15 protein-coding genes and 1 pseudogene are annotated in these 21,102 nt (G+C 58.9%); 5 read left to right on the forward strand and 11 right to left on the reverse strand.

Annotated features, from left to right (window positions below):
- Nucleotides 1-203: 203 nt before the first annotated feature.
- Both fabA and fabB read left to right on the forward strand, forming a co-directional pair.
- The gene (fabA, locus tag BLU11_RS09410) at nt 204-719 is read left to right on the forward strand and encodes a 3-hydroxyacyl-[acyl-carrier-protein] dehydratase FabA (protein WP_036989562.1); all 516 of its coding nucleotides are present in this window, start codon (nt 204-206) and stop codon (nt 717-719) included.
- An 11-nt stretch (nt 720-730) separates the two neighbouring features.
- The gene (gene fabB, locus BLU11_RS09415; RefSeq protein ID WP_090273100.1) at nt 731-1,948 is read left to right on the forward strand and encodes a beta-ketoacyl-ACP synthase I; all 1,218 of its coding nucleotides are present in this window, start codon (nt 731-733) and stop codon (nt 1,946-1,948) included.
- A 76-nt stretch (nt 1,949-2,024) separates the two neighbouring features.
- Here fabB and cadR read toward each other — a convergent pair whose 3' ends face one another.
- Nucleotides 2,025-2,486 carry a Cd(II)/Pb(II)-responsive transcriptional regulator gene (gene cadR, locus BLU11_RS09420; RefSeq protein ID WP_090273101.1) on the reverse strand — a complete coding sequence of 154 codons (462 nt, stop codon included), beginning with the start codon at nt 2,484-2,486 and terminating at the stop codon, nt 2,025-2,027.
- A 161-nt stretch (nt 2,487-2,647) separates the two neighbouring features.
- On the opposite strand from cadR, the pseudogene BLU11_RS09425 reads away from it, so the two are divergent.
- Nucleotides 2,648-4,498: pseudogene (locus tag BLU11_RS09425) on the forward strand (heavy metal translocating P-type ATPase); the annotation flags it as partial.
- Here BLU11_RS09425 and BLU11_RS09430 read toward each other — a convergent pair.
- The 3 genes from BLU11_RS09430 to BLU11_RS19260 all read right to left on the reverse strand — a co-directional run bounded on the left by BLU11_RS09430 (nt 4,457) and on the right by BLU11_RS19260 (nt 6,251).
- Entirely contained in the window at nt 4,457-5,683 is a 1,227-nt protein-coding gene (locus BLU11_RS09430) for a Bcr/CflA family multidrug efflux MFS transporter (RefSeq protein ID WP_090273103.1), read from the reverse strand. The pseudogene BLU11_RS09425 and the gene BLU11_RS09430 sit on opposite strands and share 42 nt — an antisense overlap.
- Nucleotides 5,684-5,798: 115 nt before the next feature.
- The gene (locus BLU11_RS09435; RefSeq protein ID WP_090273104.1) at nt 5,799-6,032 is read right to left on the reverse strand and encodes a DUF2789 domain-containing protein; all 234 of its coding nucleotides are present in this window, start codon (nt 6,030-6,032) and stop codon (nt 5,799-5,801) included.
- Nucleotides 6,033-6,083: 51 nt separating this feature from the next.
- The gene (locus tag BLU11_RS19260; RefSeq protein WP_157718645.1) at nt 6,084-6,251 is read right to left on the reverse strand and encodes a hypothetical protein; all 168 of its coding nucleotides are present in this window, start codon (nt 6,249-6,251) and stop codon (nt 6,084-6,086) included.
- Nucleotides 6,252-6,386: 135 nt separating this feature from the next.
- Between BLU11_RS19260 and BLU11_RS09440 the strand changes: the two genes are divergently transcribed.
- The gene (locus BLU11_RS09440; protein ID WP_090276384.1) at nt 6,387-8,696 is read left to right on the forward strand and encodes an ATP-dependent DNA helicase; all 2,310 of its coding nucleotides are present in this window, start codon (nt 6,387-6,389) and stop codon (nt 8,694-8,696) included.
- A gap of 124 nt (nt 8,697-8,820) precedes the next feature.
- Here the strand turns inward: BLU11_RS09440 and BLU11_RS09445 are convergent, their stop codons facing one another.
- Both BLU11_RS09445 and BLU11_RS09450 read right to left on the reverse strand, forming a co-directional pair.
- Nucleotides 8,821-10,191, reverse strand: coding sequence for a DUF1329 domain-containing protein (locus BLU11_RS09445; protein WP_090276386.1), 1,371 nt, complete (start codon nt 10,189-10,191; stop codon nt 8,821-8,823).
- Between the two features lie 25 nt (nt 10,192-10,216).
- Nucleotides 10,217-12,061 carry a DUF1302 domain-containing protein gene (locus BLU11_RS09450; protein WP_090273105.1) on the reverse strand — a complete coding sequence of 615 codons (1,845 nt, stop codon included), beginning with the start codon at nt 12,059-12,061 and terminating at the stop codon, nt 10,217-10,219.
- Between the two features lie 259 nt (nt 12,062-12,320).
- On the opposite strand from BLU11_RS09450, the gene BLU11_RS09455 reads away from it, so the two are divergent.
- Nucleotides 12,321-13,373 carry a helix-turn-helix transcriptional regulator gene (locus BLU11_RS09455; RefSeq protein WP_090273106.1) on the forward strand — a complete coding sequence of 351 codons (1,053 nt, stop codon included), beginning with the start codon at nt 12,321-12,323 and terminating at the stop codon, nt 13,371-13,373.
- 58 nt (nt 13,374-13,431) lie between these two features.
- Here BLU11_RS09455 and BLU11_RS09460 read toward each other — a convergent pair whose 3' ends face one another.
- From BLU11_RS09460 to BLU11_RS09480, 5 genes are all read right to left on the reverse strand, one after another.
- On the reverse strand, nt 13,432-15,441 hold the full coding sequence (locus tag BLU11_RS09460; protein ID WP_090273107.1) for a polysaccharide biosynthesis protein: 2,010 nt from the start codon (nt 15,439-15,441) through the stop codon (nt 13,432-13,434).
- Between the two features lie 87 nt (nt 15,442-15,528).
- A complete protein-coding gene (gene galE / locus BLU11_RS09465; RefSeq protein WP_090273108.1) occupies nt 15,529-16,545 on the reverse strand; it encodes a UDP-glucose 4-epimerase GalE in 1,017 nt (338 codons plus the stop codon).
- Nucleotides 16,546-16,559: 14 nt separating this feature from the next.
- Entirely contained in the window at nt 16,560-17,954 is a 1,395-nt protein-coding gene (locus tag BLU11_RS09470) for a phosphohexomutase domain-containing protein (protein ID WP_090273109.1), read from the reverse strand.
- Between the two features lie 74 nt (nt 17,955-18,028).
- Nucleotides 18,029-19,642 (reverse strand): glucose-6-phosphate isomerase, encoded by a 1,614-nt coding sequence (pgi, locus tag BLU11_RS09475; RefSeq protein WP_090273110.1) that lies wholly within the window; start codon nt 19,640-19,642, stop codon nt 18,029-18,031.
- A 161-nt stretch (nt 19,643-19,803) separates the two neighbouring features.
- Nucleotides 19,804-21,099: a nucleotide sugar dehydrogenase gene (locus tag BLU11_RS09480; protein WP_090273111.1), complete on the reverse strand. Its 1,296-nt coding sequence runs from the start codon at nt 21,097-21,099 to the stop codon at nt 19,804-19,806.
- Nucleotides 21,100-21,102 lie beyond the last annotated feature (3 nt).

The raw sequence follows: 21,102 nt of genomic DNA on the forward strand, positions 1-21,102 counted from the left end.
CAACCCGCGACAGCCAGCGCGAGGGCACATAATTTTTTGTCCTCGGCCGGCATCACGGGTATCCTCAACGCCTCGAGCCTGACCGGGTGTGACTTTCACCCCGCTTCAGCAGTCTGAGCTTACGCTGGCGGATATAACGTTAATCAACCCCCGCCATGCCGATACAATAGCGCCCCACCGAACGGGGAAGAGCAGGAGCCTCTATGTCAAAACAAAATGCGTTCAGCCGGGAAGATCTGCTTAAATGCAGTCGTGGCGAGTTGTTCGGCCCCGGTAACGCACAGTTGCCAGCCCCGAACATGCTGATGATCGATCGCATCACCCACATCAGCGAAACGGGCGGCCGCTTCGGCAAGGGCGAGATCGTTGCTGAACTGGATATCCATCCTGATCTGTGGTTTTTCGCGTGCCATTTTGAGGGTGATCCGGTGATGCCGGGCTGTCTGGGGCTCGACGCCATGTGGCAGCTGGTCGGTTTCCACCTCGGCTGGCTCGGTTTTGAAGGCCGTGGCCGCGCTCTGGGTTCCGGCGAAGTGAAATTCTTTGGCCAGGTCCTGCCGACCGCGAAGAAAGTCACCTATACCATACATATAAAACGCACCATCAACCGCGCCCTGACTCTGGGCATAGCCGATGGCACCATGGCGGTCGATGGGCGTGAGATCTACTCCGCTGAAGGTCTGCGGGTGGGTCTGTTCACTTCTACTGATAGCTTCTGAGGATTATCACTATGCGTCGCGTCGTGATTACCGGTATGGGCATTGTCTCCTGCCTCGGCCAGGACCTGGAAAGCGTGGCTGCCAGCCTGAAAGAAGGCAAGTCAGGCATTACCCACAACCCCGAATATGCAGAAATGGGCCTGCGCAGCCAGGTCTCCGGCAGCGTGAAGATTGACCTGGACGCCGCTATCGACCGTAAGGTCAAGCGCTTCATGGGCGATGCCGCGGCGTTTGCCTACCTGTCCATGCAACAGGCGATTGCCGATGCCGGTCTGAGCGAAGAGCAGATCAGCAACCCACGCACCGGCCTGATCGCCGGCAGCGGTGGCGCTTCCACGCTGAACCAGATGGAATCCATCGATATTCTACGCGAGAAAGGCGTGAAGAAGATCGGGCCATATCGCGTGCCGCGCACCATGGGCAGCACCGTTTCCGCCTGTCTGGCCACCCCGTTCAAGATCAAGGGCATCAACTACTCGATCTCCTCCGCCTGCGCCACCAGTGCCCATTGTATCGGCAGCGCCATGGAGCAGATCCAGTTGGGCAAGCAGGACGTGGTCTTTGCTGGCGGCGGTGAAGAAGAGCACTGGAGCCAATCCATGCTGTTCGATGCCATGGGCGCCCTGTCCACCCAGTACAATGACACGCCGGAAAAGGCTTCCCGCGCCTACGATGCCAAGCGTGACGGTTTCGTCATCGCCGGTGGCGGCGGCATGGTGGTGGTCGAAGAGCTGGAGCATGCACTGGCACGTGGCGCGAAGATCTACGCCGAAGTCGTCGGTTACGGCGCCACCTCCGACGGTTACGACATGGTCGCACCCAGCGGGGAAGGCGCGGTCCGCTGCATGCAGCAGGCCATGGCCACCGTTGAAGGCACCATCGACTACCTCAACACCCACGGCACCTCCACGCCGGTAGGCGACGTAGCTGAACTCAAGGCTATCCGTGAAGTATTCGGCGACAAGGCCCCGAAGATCAGCTCTACCAAGAGCCTGTCGGGTCACTCGCTGGGTGCAGCCGGCGTCCAGGAAGCCATCTACTGCCTGCTGATGCTGCGTGACAACTTCCTCACCGCTTCGGCCAACATCGAAGAGCTGGATGAGAACGCAGCGGATCTGCCAATCCTGCGCGAGCGTCTGGACCAGGCAGTCGACCTGATCATGTCGAACAGCTTCGGCTTCGGTGGCACCAACGCCACCTTGATCCTCAAGCGCTGGACCGGCGCCTGAGACTGACGGCGGGCAGAACTCTCTGCCCGCCGCCTTGCTTTACTCCCCAACCTTCCCGCTGCCACCGAAGCAAACCTCAATCGCGCTGAAATATCTCACCGTGACTGCGTCCTACATGTGAGGCAGGGCCGACATCTGCCTGTTGCTCGCTGGTAGTCAATTGCTGCAGAATCTGGCAATCAGCTGCCTCTCTGGCCGCCGCGCAGTGACTGCGCAACTCGATCAACTGACCACTCAGGGCTTTCAGCTCCTCAATGCGAGCAGCAACATGCTCAATGTGCTCATCCACCAGCATATTCACTCCACCACAATCACGATCTGGATTATCCCGATAATCCAGCAGCTGGCGCACTTCATCCAGGGTCATGTCCAGCGCACGGCAATTACGGATGAATAGCAGGCGCTCTGCATGGGCCCGGCTATAGACCCGGTAGTTACCCTCGCTGCGCTGCGGCACCGGCAACAAACCGGCCTGTTCGTAATAGCGGATGGTTACCGTCTTGCAGCCTGTCTTTCTGGCCAGCTCACCAATTTTCATCTCTGCACCCCGACCGTTGACTCTATAGTAACTATAGGGTGCTTACTGTCGTTCAGCAAAGGAGAAAAGCCATGACCAACTGTTGCGGATCTGAACAACCCACCTCTCATCAACTGCCATTATCCACCGGCCAGGCCGTCTCTCAATCGGACTCAGCTCAACCACACTGGTGGCGCCTGACACTGGCCGGCAGCCTGGCACTGACGGCGGAAGTGCTGCACTTCGGTCACTGGGGCCCGGAATGGATAGTCGCGGCCATGGCTATCGCCGCCATTGCTCTGTGCGGCCTCGGCATCTATACCAAGGGTTGGGTTTCGTTGAAGAACTTCAATCTCAATATCAATGCATTGATGAGCATTGCGGTAACCGGCGCAGCGCTCATCGGTCAATGGCCCGAAGCGGCCATGGTCATGTTTCTGTTCGCTGTCGCAGAACGCATCGAAGCCCGCTCACTCGATCGAGCGAGAAATGCCATTCATGGCCTGCTCAGTCTGGCACCGGAAACAGCCATGGCGCAGCAGTCGGACGGCAGCTGGCAGGAATGCAGTCTCAGCGAAATTGCGCTGAGCAGTCGCGTCCGCGTGCGCCCCGGTGAGCGCATAGCCTTGGATGGCGAGGTGCTGAAGGGGCATTCCAGCGTCGATCAGTCCCCCATCACCGGCGAAAGTCTGCCGGTAGAGAAGCGCACCGGTGACATGCTGTTCGCCGGCACCATCAATCAGAACAGCGAACTGGAGTACCAGGTCACCGCTCTGGCTGGAAACACCACCCTTGATCGCATCATCCATGCAGTCGAGGAAGCTCAGGGCTTGCGGGCACCTACCCAGCGTTTCGTTGATCGCTTCGCACGCATCTACACCCCCGCAGTATTTGCACTGGCACTGGCGGTCGCCGTGTTACCGCCATTGTTGATGGGCGGTGAGTGGCAGGAGTGGATCTATCGGGCACTGGTTTTGCTGGTGGTTGCCTGCCCCTGTGCACTGGTGATATCGACTCCGGTGAGCATCGTCAGCGGGCTGGCCGCCGCCGCTCGCAAAGGTATCCTGATCAAGGGCGGTATATACCTGGAGGACGGCCGAAAACTGACTCACCTGGCGCTGGACAAGACCGGAACGCTGACCCATGGCAAACCCGTGCAGACCGATTTCCAGCCTCTGACCAAGGAGTCGATCGACCAGATCCAGTCCATTGCTGCCAGCCTTGCCCAGCGCTCCGACCATCCGGTTTCCACCGCCCTCGCCACCCAGGCCGCCGAGCAGGGAGTTCTTCTGTTGGAGGTGGATGACTTCAGCGTTCTGCTCGGCCGTGGCAGCCGCGGCGAAATCAATGGACGGCGCTACCATTTAGGTAATCATCAGTTGCTGGAGGAATTGGGGCTTTGCACATCAGCCATTGAAGCCCGTATCGAGCATCTGGAGCGTCAGGGCAAGAGCGTTATCATTCTCAGCGAGGAGACCCGCGCCCTTGCACTGTTTGCCGTGGCAGATACGGTCAAGGCCAGCAGCGTTGAAGCCATACGCGAGCTCCATGAACTGGGCGTCAAGACATTGATGCTGAGCGGCGATAATCAGCCTACCGCCACCGCTATCGGCGCTCTGGTCGGTATCGACGAAGCCAGAGGCAACCTGTTACCAACCGACAAGCTCGCCCATATCAAGGCGCTGCAACAGTCAGCACGGATCGGCATGGTCGGCGACGGTATCAATGATGCACCGGCGCTGGCACAGGCAGATATCGGCTTTGCCATGGGCTCCATCGGTACGGACACCGCCATCGAGACCGCCGATGTGGCGATCATGGATGATGACCTGCGCAGGATCCCGGCGTTTATCCGCCTATCCCGACAGACCCATGCGGTGCTGGTGCAGAATATCAGTCTGGCGCTGGGCATCAAGGCGATGTTTCTGGCGCTCACAGTGAGCGGTCACGTAACCATGTGGATGGCAGTATTTGCCGATATGGGCGTGAGCCTACTGGTTACCTTCAACGGTCTGCGTTTGCTGCGCAAATAGCCTGGGGTCGGCTGCCCGCGCGGTCACCCGCCGGGCCAGCAGCGCCATGGTAGCCGCGCCGATGCCGCAGAGCGTGATCATACCGGTCATGGGCATCGCCGTGCCGTTATGCAATATGCCAACCACAGCAGATACTATCCCGGCGATGGCGAACTGCAGGGTACCCATCAAGGCCGAAGCCACGCCGGCCTGATGCCCGTGCCCCGCCAGCGCACAGGCAGACGAGTTGGGTAATACCAACGCCAGCAGAAACATGCACATGAACAAGGGGACCAGCAGCGGCCACAACATCGGCGGCTCGAACAACGCCACCACCGACAGCGCTATGGTGCTGCACATGAACAACACGGTCGTGGTCTTCAGTACATTGAGCGGCGTACGCCAACGCAGCAGACGGCCATTCAGCTGCGCGGCCAGCACGAACCCTGCCGAGTTCATACCAAAGAACCAGCCATAGTGCTCGACCGGTACGCCATAGAGCTCGATAAACACAAAAGGCGAACCGGCGATGTAGGCAAACATGCCAGCCATGGCGATACCGCCAGTCAGCGCATGGAACATGAACTGAGGCTCTTTCAACAACCGACCATAACGTCCCAGAGCGCTGGACAAGGGACTCGGTGGAATATCCTTGGACAAGGTTTCCGGCAGACGAAAGAACACCAGAAACCCGAATACCCCGGCAAATACTGCCAGGAAAGCAAAGATCAGCTGCCAGCCGCCCAGCAGCATCAGCCAGCCACCAGCCAGCGGCGCCAGGATCGGCGCCACGCCCATCACCAGCATCAGCTGGGAGAAAGCTCTGGCTGCCTCGATCGGCGTGCATATATCGCGCACCACCGCCCGGTTTACCACCATACCCGCACAACCACCCAATGCCTGAGCGAAACGCGCTGCGATCAGCCATTCCAGCGTCGGCGCCAATGCGCAACCGATGGATGCCAGGGTAAACAGGCCCAAGCCGAATAACAGCGGCTTGCGGCGACCGAAACGGTCAGCCAGCGGACCGTAGAACAGCTGCCCCAGCGCCAAACCGATGAAGTAGGCCGACAGGCTCAACTGAACGTGCTCGGAATCGGTAGCGAAGAACCTTGCAATAGCAGGAAATGCAGGCAGATAGAGGTCGATCGCCAAAGGCCCGAAGGCACTGAGGCCACCCAGAATGAGTAATAATCGTAAGGTCATGTAACGTCCAGAAGCGGGGGCCGAACGACGTGAAGGTCGGCGCAATCGGACATCATGCCAGATCACGCCGAAATAGATAAACCCTCAGAAAGCGGATGCGACTTGCCAATAGCCCCTAGTTTTCGTGCAAACGCACATTCAACTGATCCACGATCGGTGCCCATTCAGCATCTTCACGCATTTCCTCCTTGAGAAATCGGGCCTGGGCCGGCGTCCAGAAAGGCGCATCGATCAATTTCACGCCCGGTGGCAGGGAATGGCTGGCAAAAAAAGCCTCGATATCCTCCGGTTTGGAAGACAGGCCAAGCTGTTCAAACAGATTACCCAGATCATGGTTCGGCAATTCCATAGATAACTCCTCGTTGCTGGTCACTGTACTAATTAAAGCAGAAGATACGGTTCAGGCCCGGCTATCGTTCGGCTTTCGCTGTTTGACAGCCCCAACATCGGCATGCAGGCCGTTACCTGACTGCTCGCCCTGGCGCGCCCAGGCGATGCCGCGCAGCTGAAAGCAATGCCGGACGCTGGTCTGCCCGCCGGGCCAAGGCAGCAGGCCTGGCAGGTCCATCCGTCACCTCAAGCTTGAAGCCGTGACAGTGGTGCGGGCAAAATACTGTATGCCCACCCAGCCAGAACCCTCAACCACTATCGGCCAGCGCCATCACATGCCCGTCGCCGTCTGCCATGTGCAATGGGCCAGTCCGTGAATTACCGCATCGCCGTGCGGGCACTGTGCGAATTCACCGCCCGCGAGGGCGATCTGGACCTGCGCTTCACCCCGGCCCCCAGCGCCCAGGAAGGCATGGCCGGTCACAGAACCGTGGTGTCCCGACGCGGCCCGGAATACCTGAGTGAGCTCGCCCTGGCCGGCAGTTACCAGGGATTGCTGGTCGCCGGTCGCGCGGATGGTTACGACCCCGCGCTCAATCTGCTGGAGGAAATCAAGACCCACCGCGGCGACGTCAAACGCATCCCGCACAATCACCGACTGCTGCACTGGGCCCAGGTGAAGGTCTATGGCTGGCTGCTGTGCGACGAGTACCAGCTCGACCAGATTGATCTGGCGGTGGTCTACTACAACGTGCTCAGCCAGCAGGAAACGCCGTTCCGCGAACGCTTCGGCGCGGACGCCCTGCGGCAGTTCTTCGAGCTGCAATGCAGCCGTTTCCTTGCCTGGGCCGAGCAGGAAACCGATCATCGTCTGGCCCGCGACCTCAGCCTGACTCAGATGCAATTTCCCTGGCCGACGTTCCGCAAGGGTCAGCGCCAGCTCGCCAACGAGGTATATCGCGCCGCGCGGGACGGGCGCACCCTGATGGCCCAGGCCACCACCGGCATCGGCAAAACCCTGGGCACCCTCTTTCCTCAGCTCAAGGCGTTTCCCGAACAGCAGCTGGACCGGCTGTTCTTTCTGACCGCCAAGACCCCCGGGCGCCAGCTGGCGCTGGATGCACTGGCCAGCCTGCGCGCGGAGCAACCGGACATGCCGCTGCGAGTGCTGGAGCATGTGGCTCGCGACAAAGCCTGTGAACACCCGGATCGAGCCTGTAACGGCGAGTCCTGCCCGCTTGCCAGCGGCTTCTACGACCGCCTGCCGGCAGCCCGTAAGGCCGCACTGGAACGCCGCTGGCTGTCTCGGCAAGCAGTACGTGACACCGCGCTGACGCATGGCATCTGTCCGTACTATCTGAGTCAGGAGTTGTGCCGCTGGAGCGATATCGTCGTCGCTGACTACAACTATTATTTCGACATGACCGCCCTGCTCTACAGCCTGACGGTAGTGAATGACTGGCGCGTGACCCTGCTGGTCGACGAAGCTCACAACCTGATCGAGCGCGGCCGCGGCATGTACACCGCCGAGCTTGATCAGGGCAACTTCCACGCCTTGCGCAAATCCGCACCCAGCGCCCTGAAATCGCCGCTGGACCGGGTCAACCGCCACTGGAATCAACTGCACCGCGATCAGCAGAGCGACTATCAGATCTATCCGGCCATCGCCGACCTGTTCGTGCTCAGCCTGCAGAAGGCTGTCAGCGCCATCACCGATCACCTAAGCGATCAACCCGACGGCAACGATGCCGCGCTGCTGCGCTTCTATCTCGACGCCTTGCTGTTCTGCCGGCTCGCCGAACAGCATGGGCCGCACTCGCTTTTCGATATCACCCGCCGTCAGCTGGGCAGGCGCACCCTATCGACCCTCTGCCTGCGCAATATCGTGCCGGCGCCCTTTCTCCGCGACCGCTTCACTGTCGCCCACAGCACCACCCTGTTCTCCGCCACCTTGAGCCCGCAGCATTACCACGCAGACTTGCTGGGTCTGCCGCAGGACACGCAATGGTTGGATGTGGAGTCGCCCTTTAACGCCGAACAACTGCAGGTGCGCTTTGTCAGCAACCTGTCGACCCGCTATCAACACCGCGCCGAGAGTCTGCAGCCAATCACGCAGCTGATGGCCCAACAATTCCGCGAACGCCCAGGCAATTACCTGGCGTTTTTCAGCAGCTATGCCTATCTGCAGCAGGTACTGGACACCTTTCGCTCAGTCTGGCCGGATATCCCGGTGCGCGAACAGTCACGGCAGATGAATGAAGCGCAGCGCGAGGCCTTTCTCGAAGGGTTCACCGAGGATACCCGCTGCATCGGTTTTGCCGTGCTGGGCGGTGCCTTCGGCGAGGGTATCGACCTGCCGGGTAAACGTCTGGTCGGCGCCTTTATCGCCACCCTCGGCCTGCCCCAGGTCAACCCGGTGACCGAGGAAATAAAAACCCGCATGCAGGCCATGTTCGGCAAGGGTTACGATTACGCCTACCTGTATCCGGGCCTGCAGAAGGTAGTACAGGCGGCAGGGCGGGTGATCCGCACCACCGAGGATCAAGGCGTGGTCTGGTTGCTGGATGACCGCTTCGGTCAGTTGGCGGTACGCCAGCTGTTACCAGGCTGGTGGCAACCGAAGCGCCATCGCCTGGAGCAACAACCTGCTCCAGACACTATTCAGTCATTGTTTCCAGAGTAAGCATCAGCCCTCCTACTGAAGCGTTACTGTTCTTATAGATGGCGGCGTGTTCGCGATTCGGTACTGGCCACAAAAAAGGGCATCCGAGGATGCCCTTAAACCTAAACGTACAGCTACAAACGGATTAACGCACGCCTGACGCCCTCAGCGCTGCTGGGGTGAATTGGTTGTAGGTTGGTGGAGTGCCGCCGTACTGCGGTGCGGAGGCTTCTTCGGTGTACATACCCAGCGCGATATACCGGCCGGCCATCAGGTCGTACAGTGTTTCGAGGGTATAACCCGGAATCTTGTTCTTGTAGTTGAAGGCGATATGGCCTTCGCCTACGCGCCACAAGGTTCCGCGGCCGTCGTAATGATCCGCCAGACCGATTTGCCAGGAGTCCTCATCAACGAAGAAGTTACGCTGCGCATAGATGTGCCGCTGCCCTTGCTTCACGTTACCCTGGACTTCCCAGACACGGTGCAACTCGAAACGGGTGTGCTCGGGGTTGATGTGGCCAGCTTTCAATACATCTTCATACTTCAGGCCGGGCTCGGACAGCTTGCCGGCGTTGTATGGCAGGTACACTTCCTTCTTGCCGATCAGCTTCCAGTCGTAACGGTCAGGTGCACCGTTATACATGGAGAAGTTATCCGAGGTACGCATACCATCCGAGGCGGTACCCGGACCATCGTAGGCCACCTGCGGCGCGCGGCGTACACGACGCTGCCCAGCGTTGTATACCCAGGCCATACGCGGTTCTTTCAATTGGTCGAGGCTATCGTGCACCAGCAGTACGTTACCGGCCAGTCGAGAAGGCGCATTCACCCGCTGCTTGAAGAACAACAGTGTGTTAGGCATGGTCGATGCATCGATATCAGGCATCAGGTTCGGGTAGCCTACTTCCTCTTCCAGCTTGATCAGAGTGAAGGAACCATTGGTTTGCGGCATGGCCTGCATGTACCAGCGATGCACGTTCATGCGATAGCGGGTCATGTGGTTCCAGACAACTTCTGCCCCTGACTTTGGAATCGGAAAGGCAAAGGAAGCGCCAGCAGCAACGTTCTCGATGCCATCGCCGCCATTCACCAACCTGGCCTGACCGGCAGTCGCCTTGACCTGGTCGTAGACCTCCTGCGGGAAACCGATGGAACGCTTGGTCTCATACACGGGCATCCGGAATGTTTCGGGGTAGCGTTCGAACATCGCCGCCTGACCCGGTGTCAACTTGTCCTTGTACTGCTGATAATTCTGGGCCGTGATGACAAACTCCGGCTGATCCCCCTTGTATGGGTTTTCCAGGAAGTTATTGTCCAAAGACCTGCCAGCATCGGTTGGCAGACCACCAGTCCATTCAGGAATGGTGCCCTCGGCATTCCCCGCCTTCTCAGCCCCGATCGGTGTCAGGCTGTTGCCCAACTGGTCGATTTCGGACTGGGTAAGACTTTGTGCTGCAACGCCAGTGGCGATCAAGCTGAGCGCCAGGCCGCAGGCACCGATTATTGTTTTCTGCATATGCATGTTCTTCTCCATAGCCTGCTTAGAAACTTACGCCGACGCTGACGGCGGCAAAATCACGATCAACCAGCGTGTTGTACTTGCCATCAAAGAAGTTGGTGTAACTCAGGCTCGCGTTGTACTTGTTGGCGTAGTCGGCATTCACACCGATGCTGACTGACTTGGCATTTTCCGTAAAGTTGGGGCCATAACCTTCTACGTCATGCGAGAAAGCCATGTTCGGCGTCAGGTTGATGCCAGCAAATACGTTGCTGTAATCCAGTGACGCGCGCATACGATATCCCCACGAGAAGTCAGTGAAGAAGCCATCGTTTTCACACCAGCTGCCTGCGCGAGGGGACTCCCCGGCAGCGCCCGAGTTGGACGAGCATGTGCCGTCAGCCCAAGGGCTCTGACCGAACAGTGAATCGCGACCGTATTTGGTTTCACCATTGCCGCTACCGATTCCGCTGATGTAGTTCGCACCTACTTCACCGATCAACGCAAGGCGACTGGCGCCCAGAATACGATCGACAAAGTGCACGGCACTCATCGAGGCCTGCCAGAACTCCTTGCGATCATAACCCTGGATGTAATCACCAGGTGCCCAAGGATTACCTCTGTGGGTGTTGTCGCCAGGAGCCAATGTGTCGCTGAGCGCAGTACGACTCATATCGCCACTATTGATCTGTATCGGCATATTCGGCCTGTAGCTCAACTCACCAGCGACGGACACACCACCAATATCGGTACCAAAGCTGACGCCGTACAAACGGATATCTTCGGGATATTCAAAGAAGTAACCAGCGGCACCCAGCGCGCCATCGATCCCGACAACTTCCGGCTGCCCAAGCGCTCCCAGGCCACCCTTGATGTTCGAGTACAAAGGGTTACGGCTGTGATAGTTCATGGCGTAAAAGCCGAACTCGGTATTGTTCAGCTCAGGCACGAACCAGCGGAACGCCACACCGAACTGCCCGCTATCGCTAGCTTCTTTATCTTTCCTGGCTCGAACGATGTAAGAGGCATAGGTACCGAGTAGCGGATGAACGAACCCTTCCGTGAGGTCAGGGTCTCCCTGAGGCAAATCCAACCCTGACCAGATCAGGCGATCAGTACACCCACGGCCCACCACATCAGACGTCGAGAAGAAAGTACCGCAGTTATCCGCTACCGTGCCGTGCCACTTGAGCTGGTAGAACGCCTCCATGCTCAGGTTTTCAGTCAGACCCTGCGAGAAATACAGCATCTCGACAGGCTGCAGACCTTCCTTCAGCTCGGCACCCGGCCGGCGAAATGCAGAAGCATCGATGGGGTTGATCGAGTTGATACCGTTCTGGATGAAGACACCCTCGCCCCAGCTGACTACCTGACGACCCAGACGGACGTTGCCTGGATTATTGCCGATCGAGTAGTTGTGGTAAACGAAGGCATCAAGCAACTGGATCCCAGCGCCTTTCTGCAGAGGATGGCGGCCGGAGTCGTCGATATCATAGAAACGCTGACTGCCGTCCTTGGTTTCGAAATCGTACCAATAGTTACCACGGATAAAGGCACCTGAATCGCCGTAGCGCAATTCCAGATCGTGGGAGCCCTTGAAGATCTTGGAAAACACATCCCCCTTTTCATAGTTCAGACGGCCATCATCAGAGGTACGTGCAGCAGCCTCACCGCCTTGGTTCTCACCGTCGATTTCGGTCAGCGTATGAATAAACCGCTTGTCCGGATTGGCGGTCGACATGCTCGCACCAATGGAGAGCTGTGAGTCGAACTGTCCTTGTATCTCACCGATATTGAAGGTCGCTGCATTTGCCGAGCCTGTGAAGCTTGCGAGCCCGATTGCCAGGGGCAACGCGGCCAACGCCCAAGCATGCTTTGTTTTTGTCATTGTGCTGCTCCGTTAGTTAGATCCATACCAGCGGGCTATGCGGAACCCGAAGGTCGGAATCAAGTCTGTCACGGCGCGCCGACCCGATTTGTCTGATTCGGACCAATACCTTGGCCCCCGAGGACATTCAGCTAATGAATGTGATCAATTTCCCATCAGGAATAGTCTGTTGTGATTTTTTGCACAATCGCTGCGATTACTCTATGTTGTGTCTTAACGACAAGACTCGTTACAAATAAAAATAACAAGAGAAGCCAGCATGAACACGATACTTCCACCCCTTCCCTGTCCGCGTCTTCAAGAGCGAGCGTTGTGGGCCAAAGGCATCATCCAGACGCTGAGCCCTTATGGTAAACAGGCCCGCGATCTACCTGAAGACCTCCGTCTTTACAACTCAGCGGATGACATGAGTCTGGTACACGTCAGCCAGACCGACATGAACCGCCTCTGGCACGCTGCGGCTCACCTCAGTCGAGACGATTGTTTTGCATTGCGCATGGGCCAGGCCTTCACCAGCGCAACCTCGCAGTTGCTGGCGTTGGCGGCGCGCTCCAGCGAGACAGCCGAAGCCGGTATCCAACGCATAATACGTTTTGTACAAGTGTTCAGTACACAGGCGCAGCTGTATTCGGTTGAAGACGAGCATCACCTGACGGTGTACTTCGAGCCGAAAGGCGCCGCTCACCCCCTGCATATTGAAGCGCTGCTTTCACGTTGCATCGCCCTTTTGCGCGAGTTGGAAACGACTAACCTGCCGCTGATCATGGAGGTGCGCCTGAGCGGCGACACCGAGAAACGACGCGAAGAGTGTGAGCAGATACTTGGCACCCGGGTGCGCACAGGCTGTAAGCGCGTCGCCGTTCGTCTCAACCGCCGCGCCCTGCAAGCTCCACTGCCAACCAGCGATGCCTTCCTGTTGAAGCGCCTGGACAGCTCTCTGGAAGACATGCTGGAGCACCTGCCCAACGTGGATTTTGCCGAACAGGTCAAACAGCGCATCCGCGTCCTGCTATCCGAACGGGAAGTATCCGAAGACCTGGTCGCCACCCCATTCAACGTCAGCCCCCGTCACCTGCGGCGCAAGCTCAGCGAAACCGGCACCACTTATGAAAAACTGCTCGATGAGGTGCGGATGGAGCTGGCAATCAAGCTGATCCAGGAACACCGCCTGAACCTGGGTCGCATTGCGTTCGAGCTGGGCTTTCTCGACCCGAGCAGCTTCACCCGCGCATTCCGTCGCTGGACCGGCATGAGCCCGACCGCCTTTCGCGAACAGAGTCAGGGTAAATCCGAAAGCTCGGCGCTACCCTAGAAGTAGTAGTATCTCTGCATGGGAACTATCGGATGGTGCTGGGGAGCCTGCGGGCTAATCAGCTCCCCAGTTTGTGATGCTGCTCATACAACAGATCAACGATGCCATTGCTCGGAGCATAGCCTTGCACAGTCGACAGCAAGGTCTCGCGGACCTGATTGTAGTCGTCGTCGCGCACGGCCTGGCGCAGCGCGTCGAGGACTGGCAGCAGTGCAGCCCAGGGCAGGTGGACCTCGTTGGCACGGTGGATCTTGCTGTGTGCGGTAGCTTCGGGGTTGTCGCCGATCAGCAGTTCTTCGTACAGCTTCTCGCCCGGGCGCAAGCCGCTGAAGGTAATACCGATATCACCATTGGTATTGATCTCGTCACGCACCGTCAGGCCCGACAACATGATCATCTTGCGTGCCAGATCGACGATGGTCACCGGCTCGCCCATATCCAGTACGAAGACATCACCACCCTGCCCCATGGCGCCCGCCTGGATCACCAGCTGCGCGGCCTCGGGAATGGTCATGAAGTAACGGGTGATATCCGGATGCGTCACTGTCACCGGACCGCCACGGCGAATCTGTTCACGGAAGCGCGGAATCACCGAGCCGGACGAACCCAGCACATTACCGAAGCGCACCATGGTGAAGCGCGTGCGGTTCACCTGACTCACCTGTGACTCCTCCCCCCACAGCCGCGGCGCCTGCTCCGTGCTCAGCGCCTGCAACACCAGCTCAGCCAGCCGCTTGGTAGAGCCCATCACGTTGGTCGGGCGCACCGCCTTGTCGGTGGAGATCAACACAAAGTTTTCCACCTGACACCTGATTGCCGCCTGCGCGGTATTCAGCGTGCCGAACACATTATTCATGATGCCTTCGGCAATATTGTGCTCGACCATGGGCACATGCTTATAAGCCGCGGCATGGTAGATGGTATTGATATCCCAGGCGCCGATGACATCCTGAAGCCGACCGAAATTGCGGATGGACCCCATAATCGGGACCAGCTGAATTTCAAGCTTGCGGCTGCGAATCCAACCTTCCAGCTCGCTGTGAATCTGATACAGGGCAAATTCGCTATGCTCGAAAAGCACCAGCGTGGTCGGACCGGACTGCACGATCTGACGGCACAGCTCGCTGCCGATCGAACCTCCGGCCCCCGTCACCATCACCGCCTGATCCTTGATGCAGCGCTGAAACAGAGATGGGTCCGGCGGCACTGGATCGCGACCCAGCAGGTCAGCGACGTCCACTTCCTGCAGATCGTCCATTTTCACCTTGCCGCTGGCCAGATCCATGATGCCGGGGATGGTACGCACGTGCACGCCGTGGCCCTGCAGCATGGCGAGGATTTCCTGACGCCGTGAGCGAGTGGCCGAGGGCAATGCCAGCAGCAGTTCCGCCGCCCCGGTTTCAGCGATCATGCTGCCGACCTCTTCACCGGAATAGACGCGCAAGCCAGCAATGGTGCGCCCCACCAAACGCGGATCATCATCGACAAAGGCCACCGCCTTGTACAACCGCCCAACCTTCAGCGACGCCAGCAGTTGCGTACCTGCCGCACCCGCACCGTAAATAGCCACCGGCTGACCACCCGGTTCGCCCTCGCGAGCGGCATGCAGACTGGGTAGACCGGCCGTCAGCCAGTCACCCATGAAATACTCACGCGCCAGCAGGCGCAACCCGCCGATCAGAATCAGGCTCAGCGCCCAATAGGAAAAATACACCGAGCGCGGAAACATTACCTCCCAGCCGAGATCCTTGGCTACCAGCAATATGAAGGCGAACGCCAGAAAGCCCAGCGTCACCGCCTTGGCAATGCAATACAGGGCCACGTTACCGAAATGTCGCATCACCGCACGGTACATGCCCATCCGCACATACAGCGGCACCGCCAGCAGCGGCGCCAGCAGAAACAGGAAGCCCTGGCCATTCTCCGGCCACAGCCAACCCTCATCGCTCAGCCGCAGAAACAACGCCAGCCACAGGGCCAGCGACAGCAGAATCACGTCCGCCACGATCTGAATGGAACGCTTCTGGTTATGGTTCAGTTCGATCAATCGTTCTTTTAACACAGACACTCCAGCCCTCTGATGAGGAGACACAGGCACTTCACCCTGAATGCGACATCAGGATGTTACAAGATGTTCAAGCTTAATGGGAGCAGATTACTGATAGCCTTCCGGATTGTTGGACTGCCAACGCCAGGCATCGGCACACATGGCCTCCAACCCCAGGCTCGCCTGCCAGCCAAGCTCATCCGCCGCCAGAGCCGGATCGGCATAGCAGCTGGCAACATCGCCGGGACGGCGCCCCGTCAGCGTATAGGGCAACTCCCGACCGCAGGCCCGCTCGAATGCGTGCAGCATATCCAGCACCGAATAACCCTTGCCCGTGCCCAGGTTGAACGCCTTGATACCCAGCCTGCGCTCCAGCCATTGCAGCGCTTTCACGTGTCCTTCGGCCAGATCCATCACATGGATGTAATCACGCACCCCGGTGCCGTCCGGCGTGGAGTAGTCGCTGCCGTATACGCTCAACTGCTCGCGACGGCCGACCGCCACCTGAGCGATATAAGGCATGAGATTATTCGGAATATCCGCCGGATCTTCACCGATACGGCCGCTGGTATGCGCGCCCACCGGATTGAAATAGCGCAGCAGCGCCACGTTCCAGCTGGCGTCGGATACATGCAAGTCCCCCAGCATTTCCTCGATCATCAGCTTGGAACGGCCATAGGGATTGGTCGCGCTGGTCGGGAAATCTTCGCAAATCGGCAGCGAGGCCGGGTCGCCATACACCGTAGCGGAAGAACTGAACACCATGTTCTTCACGCCGGCACGCTGCATGGCCTGGCACAGCACCACAGTGCCGCTGACATTGTTGTGGTAGTAACGCAGCGGCTGGGCCACCGACTCCCCCACCGCCTTCAAACCGGCAAAATGAATCACCGCATCAATGGAATGCTGCGCGAACAATGCATCGAGCAAGGTCGCATCGTTGATGTCGCCCTCGATCAGAATCACCGCGTGGCGAGCGATATCTTCAACCCGCCGCACAGCTTCCCGGCAACTGTTGCTGAAATTGTCCAGCACCACCACCTTGTATCCAGACTCCAGCAGTCTGATGCAGGTGTGTGAGCCGATATAGCCCGCCCCACCTGTCACCAAAATAGTTCTACTCATGCTTCTTTCCTTGATCAGATAGCGCCTATGGCCTTCAGCAACCTGTCCGTTTCCTGCTGCATCAGCGCCTGGTCGCCTCGACTTTCCACGTTCAGACGTATTACCGGCTCGGTATTGGAGGCGCGCAGATTGAAACGCCAGTCGGCGAAACAGACACTCAGGCCGTCAGTGTAATCCACATCGAGCGCATCGGGCGCGTATTGGTCTTCTATTGTCTTGATCACTGCCGAGGCATCGCTGACGGTCAGGTTGATCTCGCCAGACGAGGGATAGGCAGCAATGCGCTCCCCAACCAGCTCGGACAGCGGCTTGCCCTTACGGCAAATCAGCTCGGCCACCAGCAGCCAGGGGATCATGCCGCTGTCGCAGTAAGCGAAATCGCGGAAGTAATGGTGCGCACTCATCTCGCCACCATAGGCCGCGTCCTCAGCACGCATACGCTCCTTGATGAATGCGTGCCCCGCCTTGGTCTGCACCGCCACACCGCCGTTCTGCTCGACCTGCTCCACGGTATTCCAGACCAGACGCGGATCGTGAATGATACGCGCACCCGGCTCCTTCTGCAGAAAGGCTTCGGCCAGCAGACCGACAATGTAATAGCCTTCGACAAAACGGCCCTGCTCATCGAACAGGAAGCAGCGGTCGAAGTCGCCATCCCAGGCGATACCCATATCGGCGCCGTATTCCAGCACCGCATCGCGGGTCACACCGCGGTTCTCGGTCAGCAGCGGATTGGGGATACCGTTGGGGAAGCTGCCGTCAGGCTCGTGGCAGATCTTGACCATCTCCACCGGCATATGCAGCTCGGCGAAAGCCTGTTCCAGCGCATCCACCACCGGACCGGCAGCACCGTTACCGGCGTTGACCACCAATCGCAGGGGCGTGAAGGCCGCCGGATCAATGTAGCCCAGCAGGTGTTCGATATAGTCTGCGCGGATGTCGACCAGCTCAAGGCTGCCACGATCCTCATCCGCCACTGTCGGGTCGCGCCCGTCCACCAACTCGTATTCATTGGCCTCGGCCAAAGCGCGAATGTCCGCCAGGCCGGTGTCTGCTGAAATCGGTCGCGAGCCTTCGCGTACCAGTTTGAAACCGTTGTAATCGATCGGGTTATGCGACGCCGTTACCTCGATACCGCCGTCGACGCCCAGATGGAAGGTGGCGAAATACACCTCTTCCGTGCCGGCCATACCCAGGTCCAGCACATCCACCCCTTCGTCCCGCAGCCCATTGGCCAGTGCCGCCTTCAACACCGAAGAGGTCTCGCGCACATCACCGCCCAGCACCACACGCCTGGGCTTGAGCCACTGCGCAAAACCACGGGCAATACGATAGGCAATACCCTCATCCAACTGAGAACCCAACTGCCCACGGATGTCATAAGCTTTGAAACACGTGATCTGCGACATGAATAATCAATTCCTGAGTAAACTCAAAACCTCGTCGTCGAGCAGCGCTCGACAACCCGATAACCCCGGGCGCCCTACCCCAAAATCCGCCGCAACAAGCCCGCCGTCGACGAATCCACACCCTCCAGATCCTCACGCTCGCCGCGAATCCGCGCCAGGGTATCCACCGCCAGCCGCTTACCCATTTCCACGCCCCATTGATCAAACGGGTTGATCCTCCAGATCACCGACTGCACAAATACCTTATGCTCATACATCGCAATCAGCGCACCCAGGCTATAGGGTGTCAACTCATCCAGCAGCAATGTCGAACTCGGCTGGTTGCCACGGTAGCGCTTGTACGCCGGCATGCTCTCCGGATCTTTCAGTGCCGCATCACCCAGCGCCAGCAACCGAGACTGGGCCAGACAGTTTGCCAGTGCCAACTCATGCTGTGAGGCGAGTTCTTCCATCGGTTGATCATGGGCTTCGTGGTAGCGCCTGGCCGGCATGATGAAATCACAGGTCACCGCCTCGGTGCCCTGGTGCAGCAGTTGATAGAACGCATGCTGAGCATTGGGTCCCACATCGCCCCAGATGATCGGACAAGTGTTACGTTCCACGGGTTCACCATCACGCGTCACACTCTTGCCGTTGGACTCCATCTCCAACTGCTCAAAATACATCGGCAAATGCTTCAACCGCCCGTCATAGGGCAGAATCGCCTGGGCGTTGATGCCCAGCACGTTGGTATTCCAGACCCCGATCATCGCCATCAATACCGGCAGATTGCATTCCCACGGCGCCGATTTGAAATGCTCGTCCATAAGATGCGCGCCCGCCAGCATCTGCCGAAAGCCACCCATACCCACCGTCAGCGCGATCGGCAAACCAATCGCCGACCACAGTGAATACCGCCCGCCGACCCAGTCCCAGATCTGCAGTTGGTTCTCTTCGCTGATGCCCCACTCGGTCATCTTCGCCGCCGCGGAAGACACTCCGAGAAAATGACAATGCAGCACCGCACTCTTGTCACCGAGTGTGCGCTGCAACCAATGCCGTGCGGTTTCCGCGTTGCTCAGCGTATCGATGGTGGTGAAGGACTTTGAGGATATGATGAACAGGGTCGAATGGGGATTCAGTTCACGCAGCAATTGCGACAACTGGCTGCCATCCATGGTTGAGGCAAAATGCACCGTCAAGCGGGACGAAGTCGGCACCGCGCTATCGCACAGCGCATCGCTGATCATCAGCGGACCAAGATCCGAGCCGCCGACGCCAATGTTGACCACATCCGTTACTACCTCGCCGGTCACGCCACGCCACTGACCGGCGTGGAGCTTACTGACCACGTGCTCCATGCGGCTCAGTTGCTCATGCACCTGGGCAGTGATATTTTCTTCACCCACCACGCATTCAGCATCCGCCGGCAAACGCAGCGCCCAATGCATGGCGGGGCGGCCCTCGGTGCAGTTGACCTGCTCGCCGGAAAATAACCGGTCGATCCAGTCATTCAGCTTGCTCTCACGCGCCAGGCCGAAGAGTTCAGACAGCGTCTGTTCGCTCAGCCGCTGCTTGGAATAATCAAATAACACAGGCCCGCATTCACAATGCAGGCTCTCAAAACGTTGCGGGTCTGCCGCAAACAACTGCGCCAAATGCTGTTCCTGCATGGTATCGGCGTGGTCCGCCAGAATGCGCCAGCTCATAATTCGCCTCTCATTAATCGTCTCTCACACTCTGATGAGCGTTCCCACCCCACCGCCTCCTCCGATCGTTCCAACGCTCCGCGTGGGAATGCATGCCGGGACGCTCTGCGTCCCATCCCACCGCCTGCAGGCTACTAGCTTTGGGCGTCCTACTCAGATCATCACCGCCGCCCGATACCGTAATAAACAAACCCGCGTCCCTTCATGAACGCCGGATCCCACACATTCCGCCCATCCAGAACCAACGGCACCGCCATCTCCGCCTTCAAACGCGCAAAATCCGGGCTCCAGTACGACTTCCACTCCGTCACCAGCATCAACGCATCCGCGCCCGCTGCCGCAGCGTAAGGATCATCATGCAGCACCAGGTCATCCCGCTCGCCGGCCCACTCAGCCAGCGCCGGCAGCGCTCGTGGATCATGCACATGCACCTGCACGCCCTGGGCCCACAGCGCCTCGATCAGCTTCAGCGCAGGAGCATGATCAATACGTGCCGACTCCGGTTTGAACGCCACGCCCCAGAGCGCCACCTTGCGCCCCTCCAACTGCGTATCGAAGTGCTGCCACAACTTGCGGAACAGCGTCTCCTTCTGGCGCTCGTTGATCTGCAGCACCTCTTCCAGCAACTGCGCCTGCAAACCACTGTGATGCAGCGTACTGGCCAGACTCATCACATCGCGGGAAAAACTCAGACCACCAAAACCACACCCAGGATACAGATAAGCCTCACCGATCCGCGTATCCGCCCCCATACCCTGGCGCACGCGCTCGATATCCACATCCAGACTATCGGCCAGATTGGCCATGTCATTCATATAACTCAGGCGGGTAGCCAACATGCCGTTGATGGCCAGCTTGGTGAATTCAGCCTCACGCGGGCGCATCTGCATGATGCCGTCACGACGGCGATTGAAGGGCCGCAGCAACTCCGCCACCAATCGGCTGGCCCAGGGCATATCCGCCCCCACCAACCAGTGAGTCGGACGAGTGAAGCCCGACAGCGCAGCCCCCTCAGTCAACAGATCCGGCACACTGACCACCGCCCCGAAGCGCGAATCCGCACCCGGTCGATTCAACAGCCCGCGCTGCAAAGCCTCGGTAGTGCCCACCGGAAAGGTCGACTGGTTGACCACCAGAAACTCCGGATCAATATTCGCCGGCAGGCTATCCATCAACTGGTGCGCAAACTCCAACGCATCGGGAGCCAGCGCCAACCACAACACCGTACACTGCGAATCAGGCAGCACACTCAGGGGCGCCACGACCAACCGCCCGGCACGCTTCTGCTCCAGCATCAAGGCTGCCAGACCAGGCTCGCGAAGCGAAAAGTCATCATTGTCCAGCTTGTTCGCAACCGAATCAGCGGACACGTGCAAGGTCACCTGATGCCCGGTCGAGGCCATCGCCGCCGCACTCACCAGCGCACACAAGGTATCGCCATACACTTCAAGGAACATGAT

The organism is Halopseudomonas litoralis (assembly GCF_900105005.1).
GTDB classification, from domain to species: domain Bacteria; phylum Pseudomonadota; class Gammaproteobacteria; order Pseudomonadales; family Pseudomonadaceae; genus Halopseudomonas; species Halopseudomonas litoralis.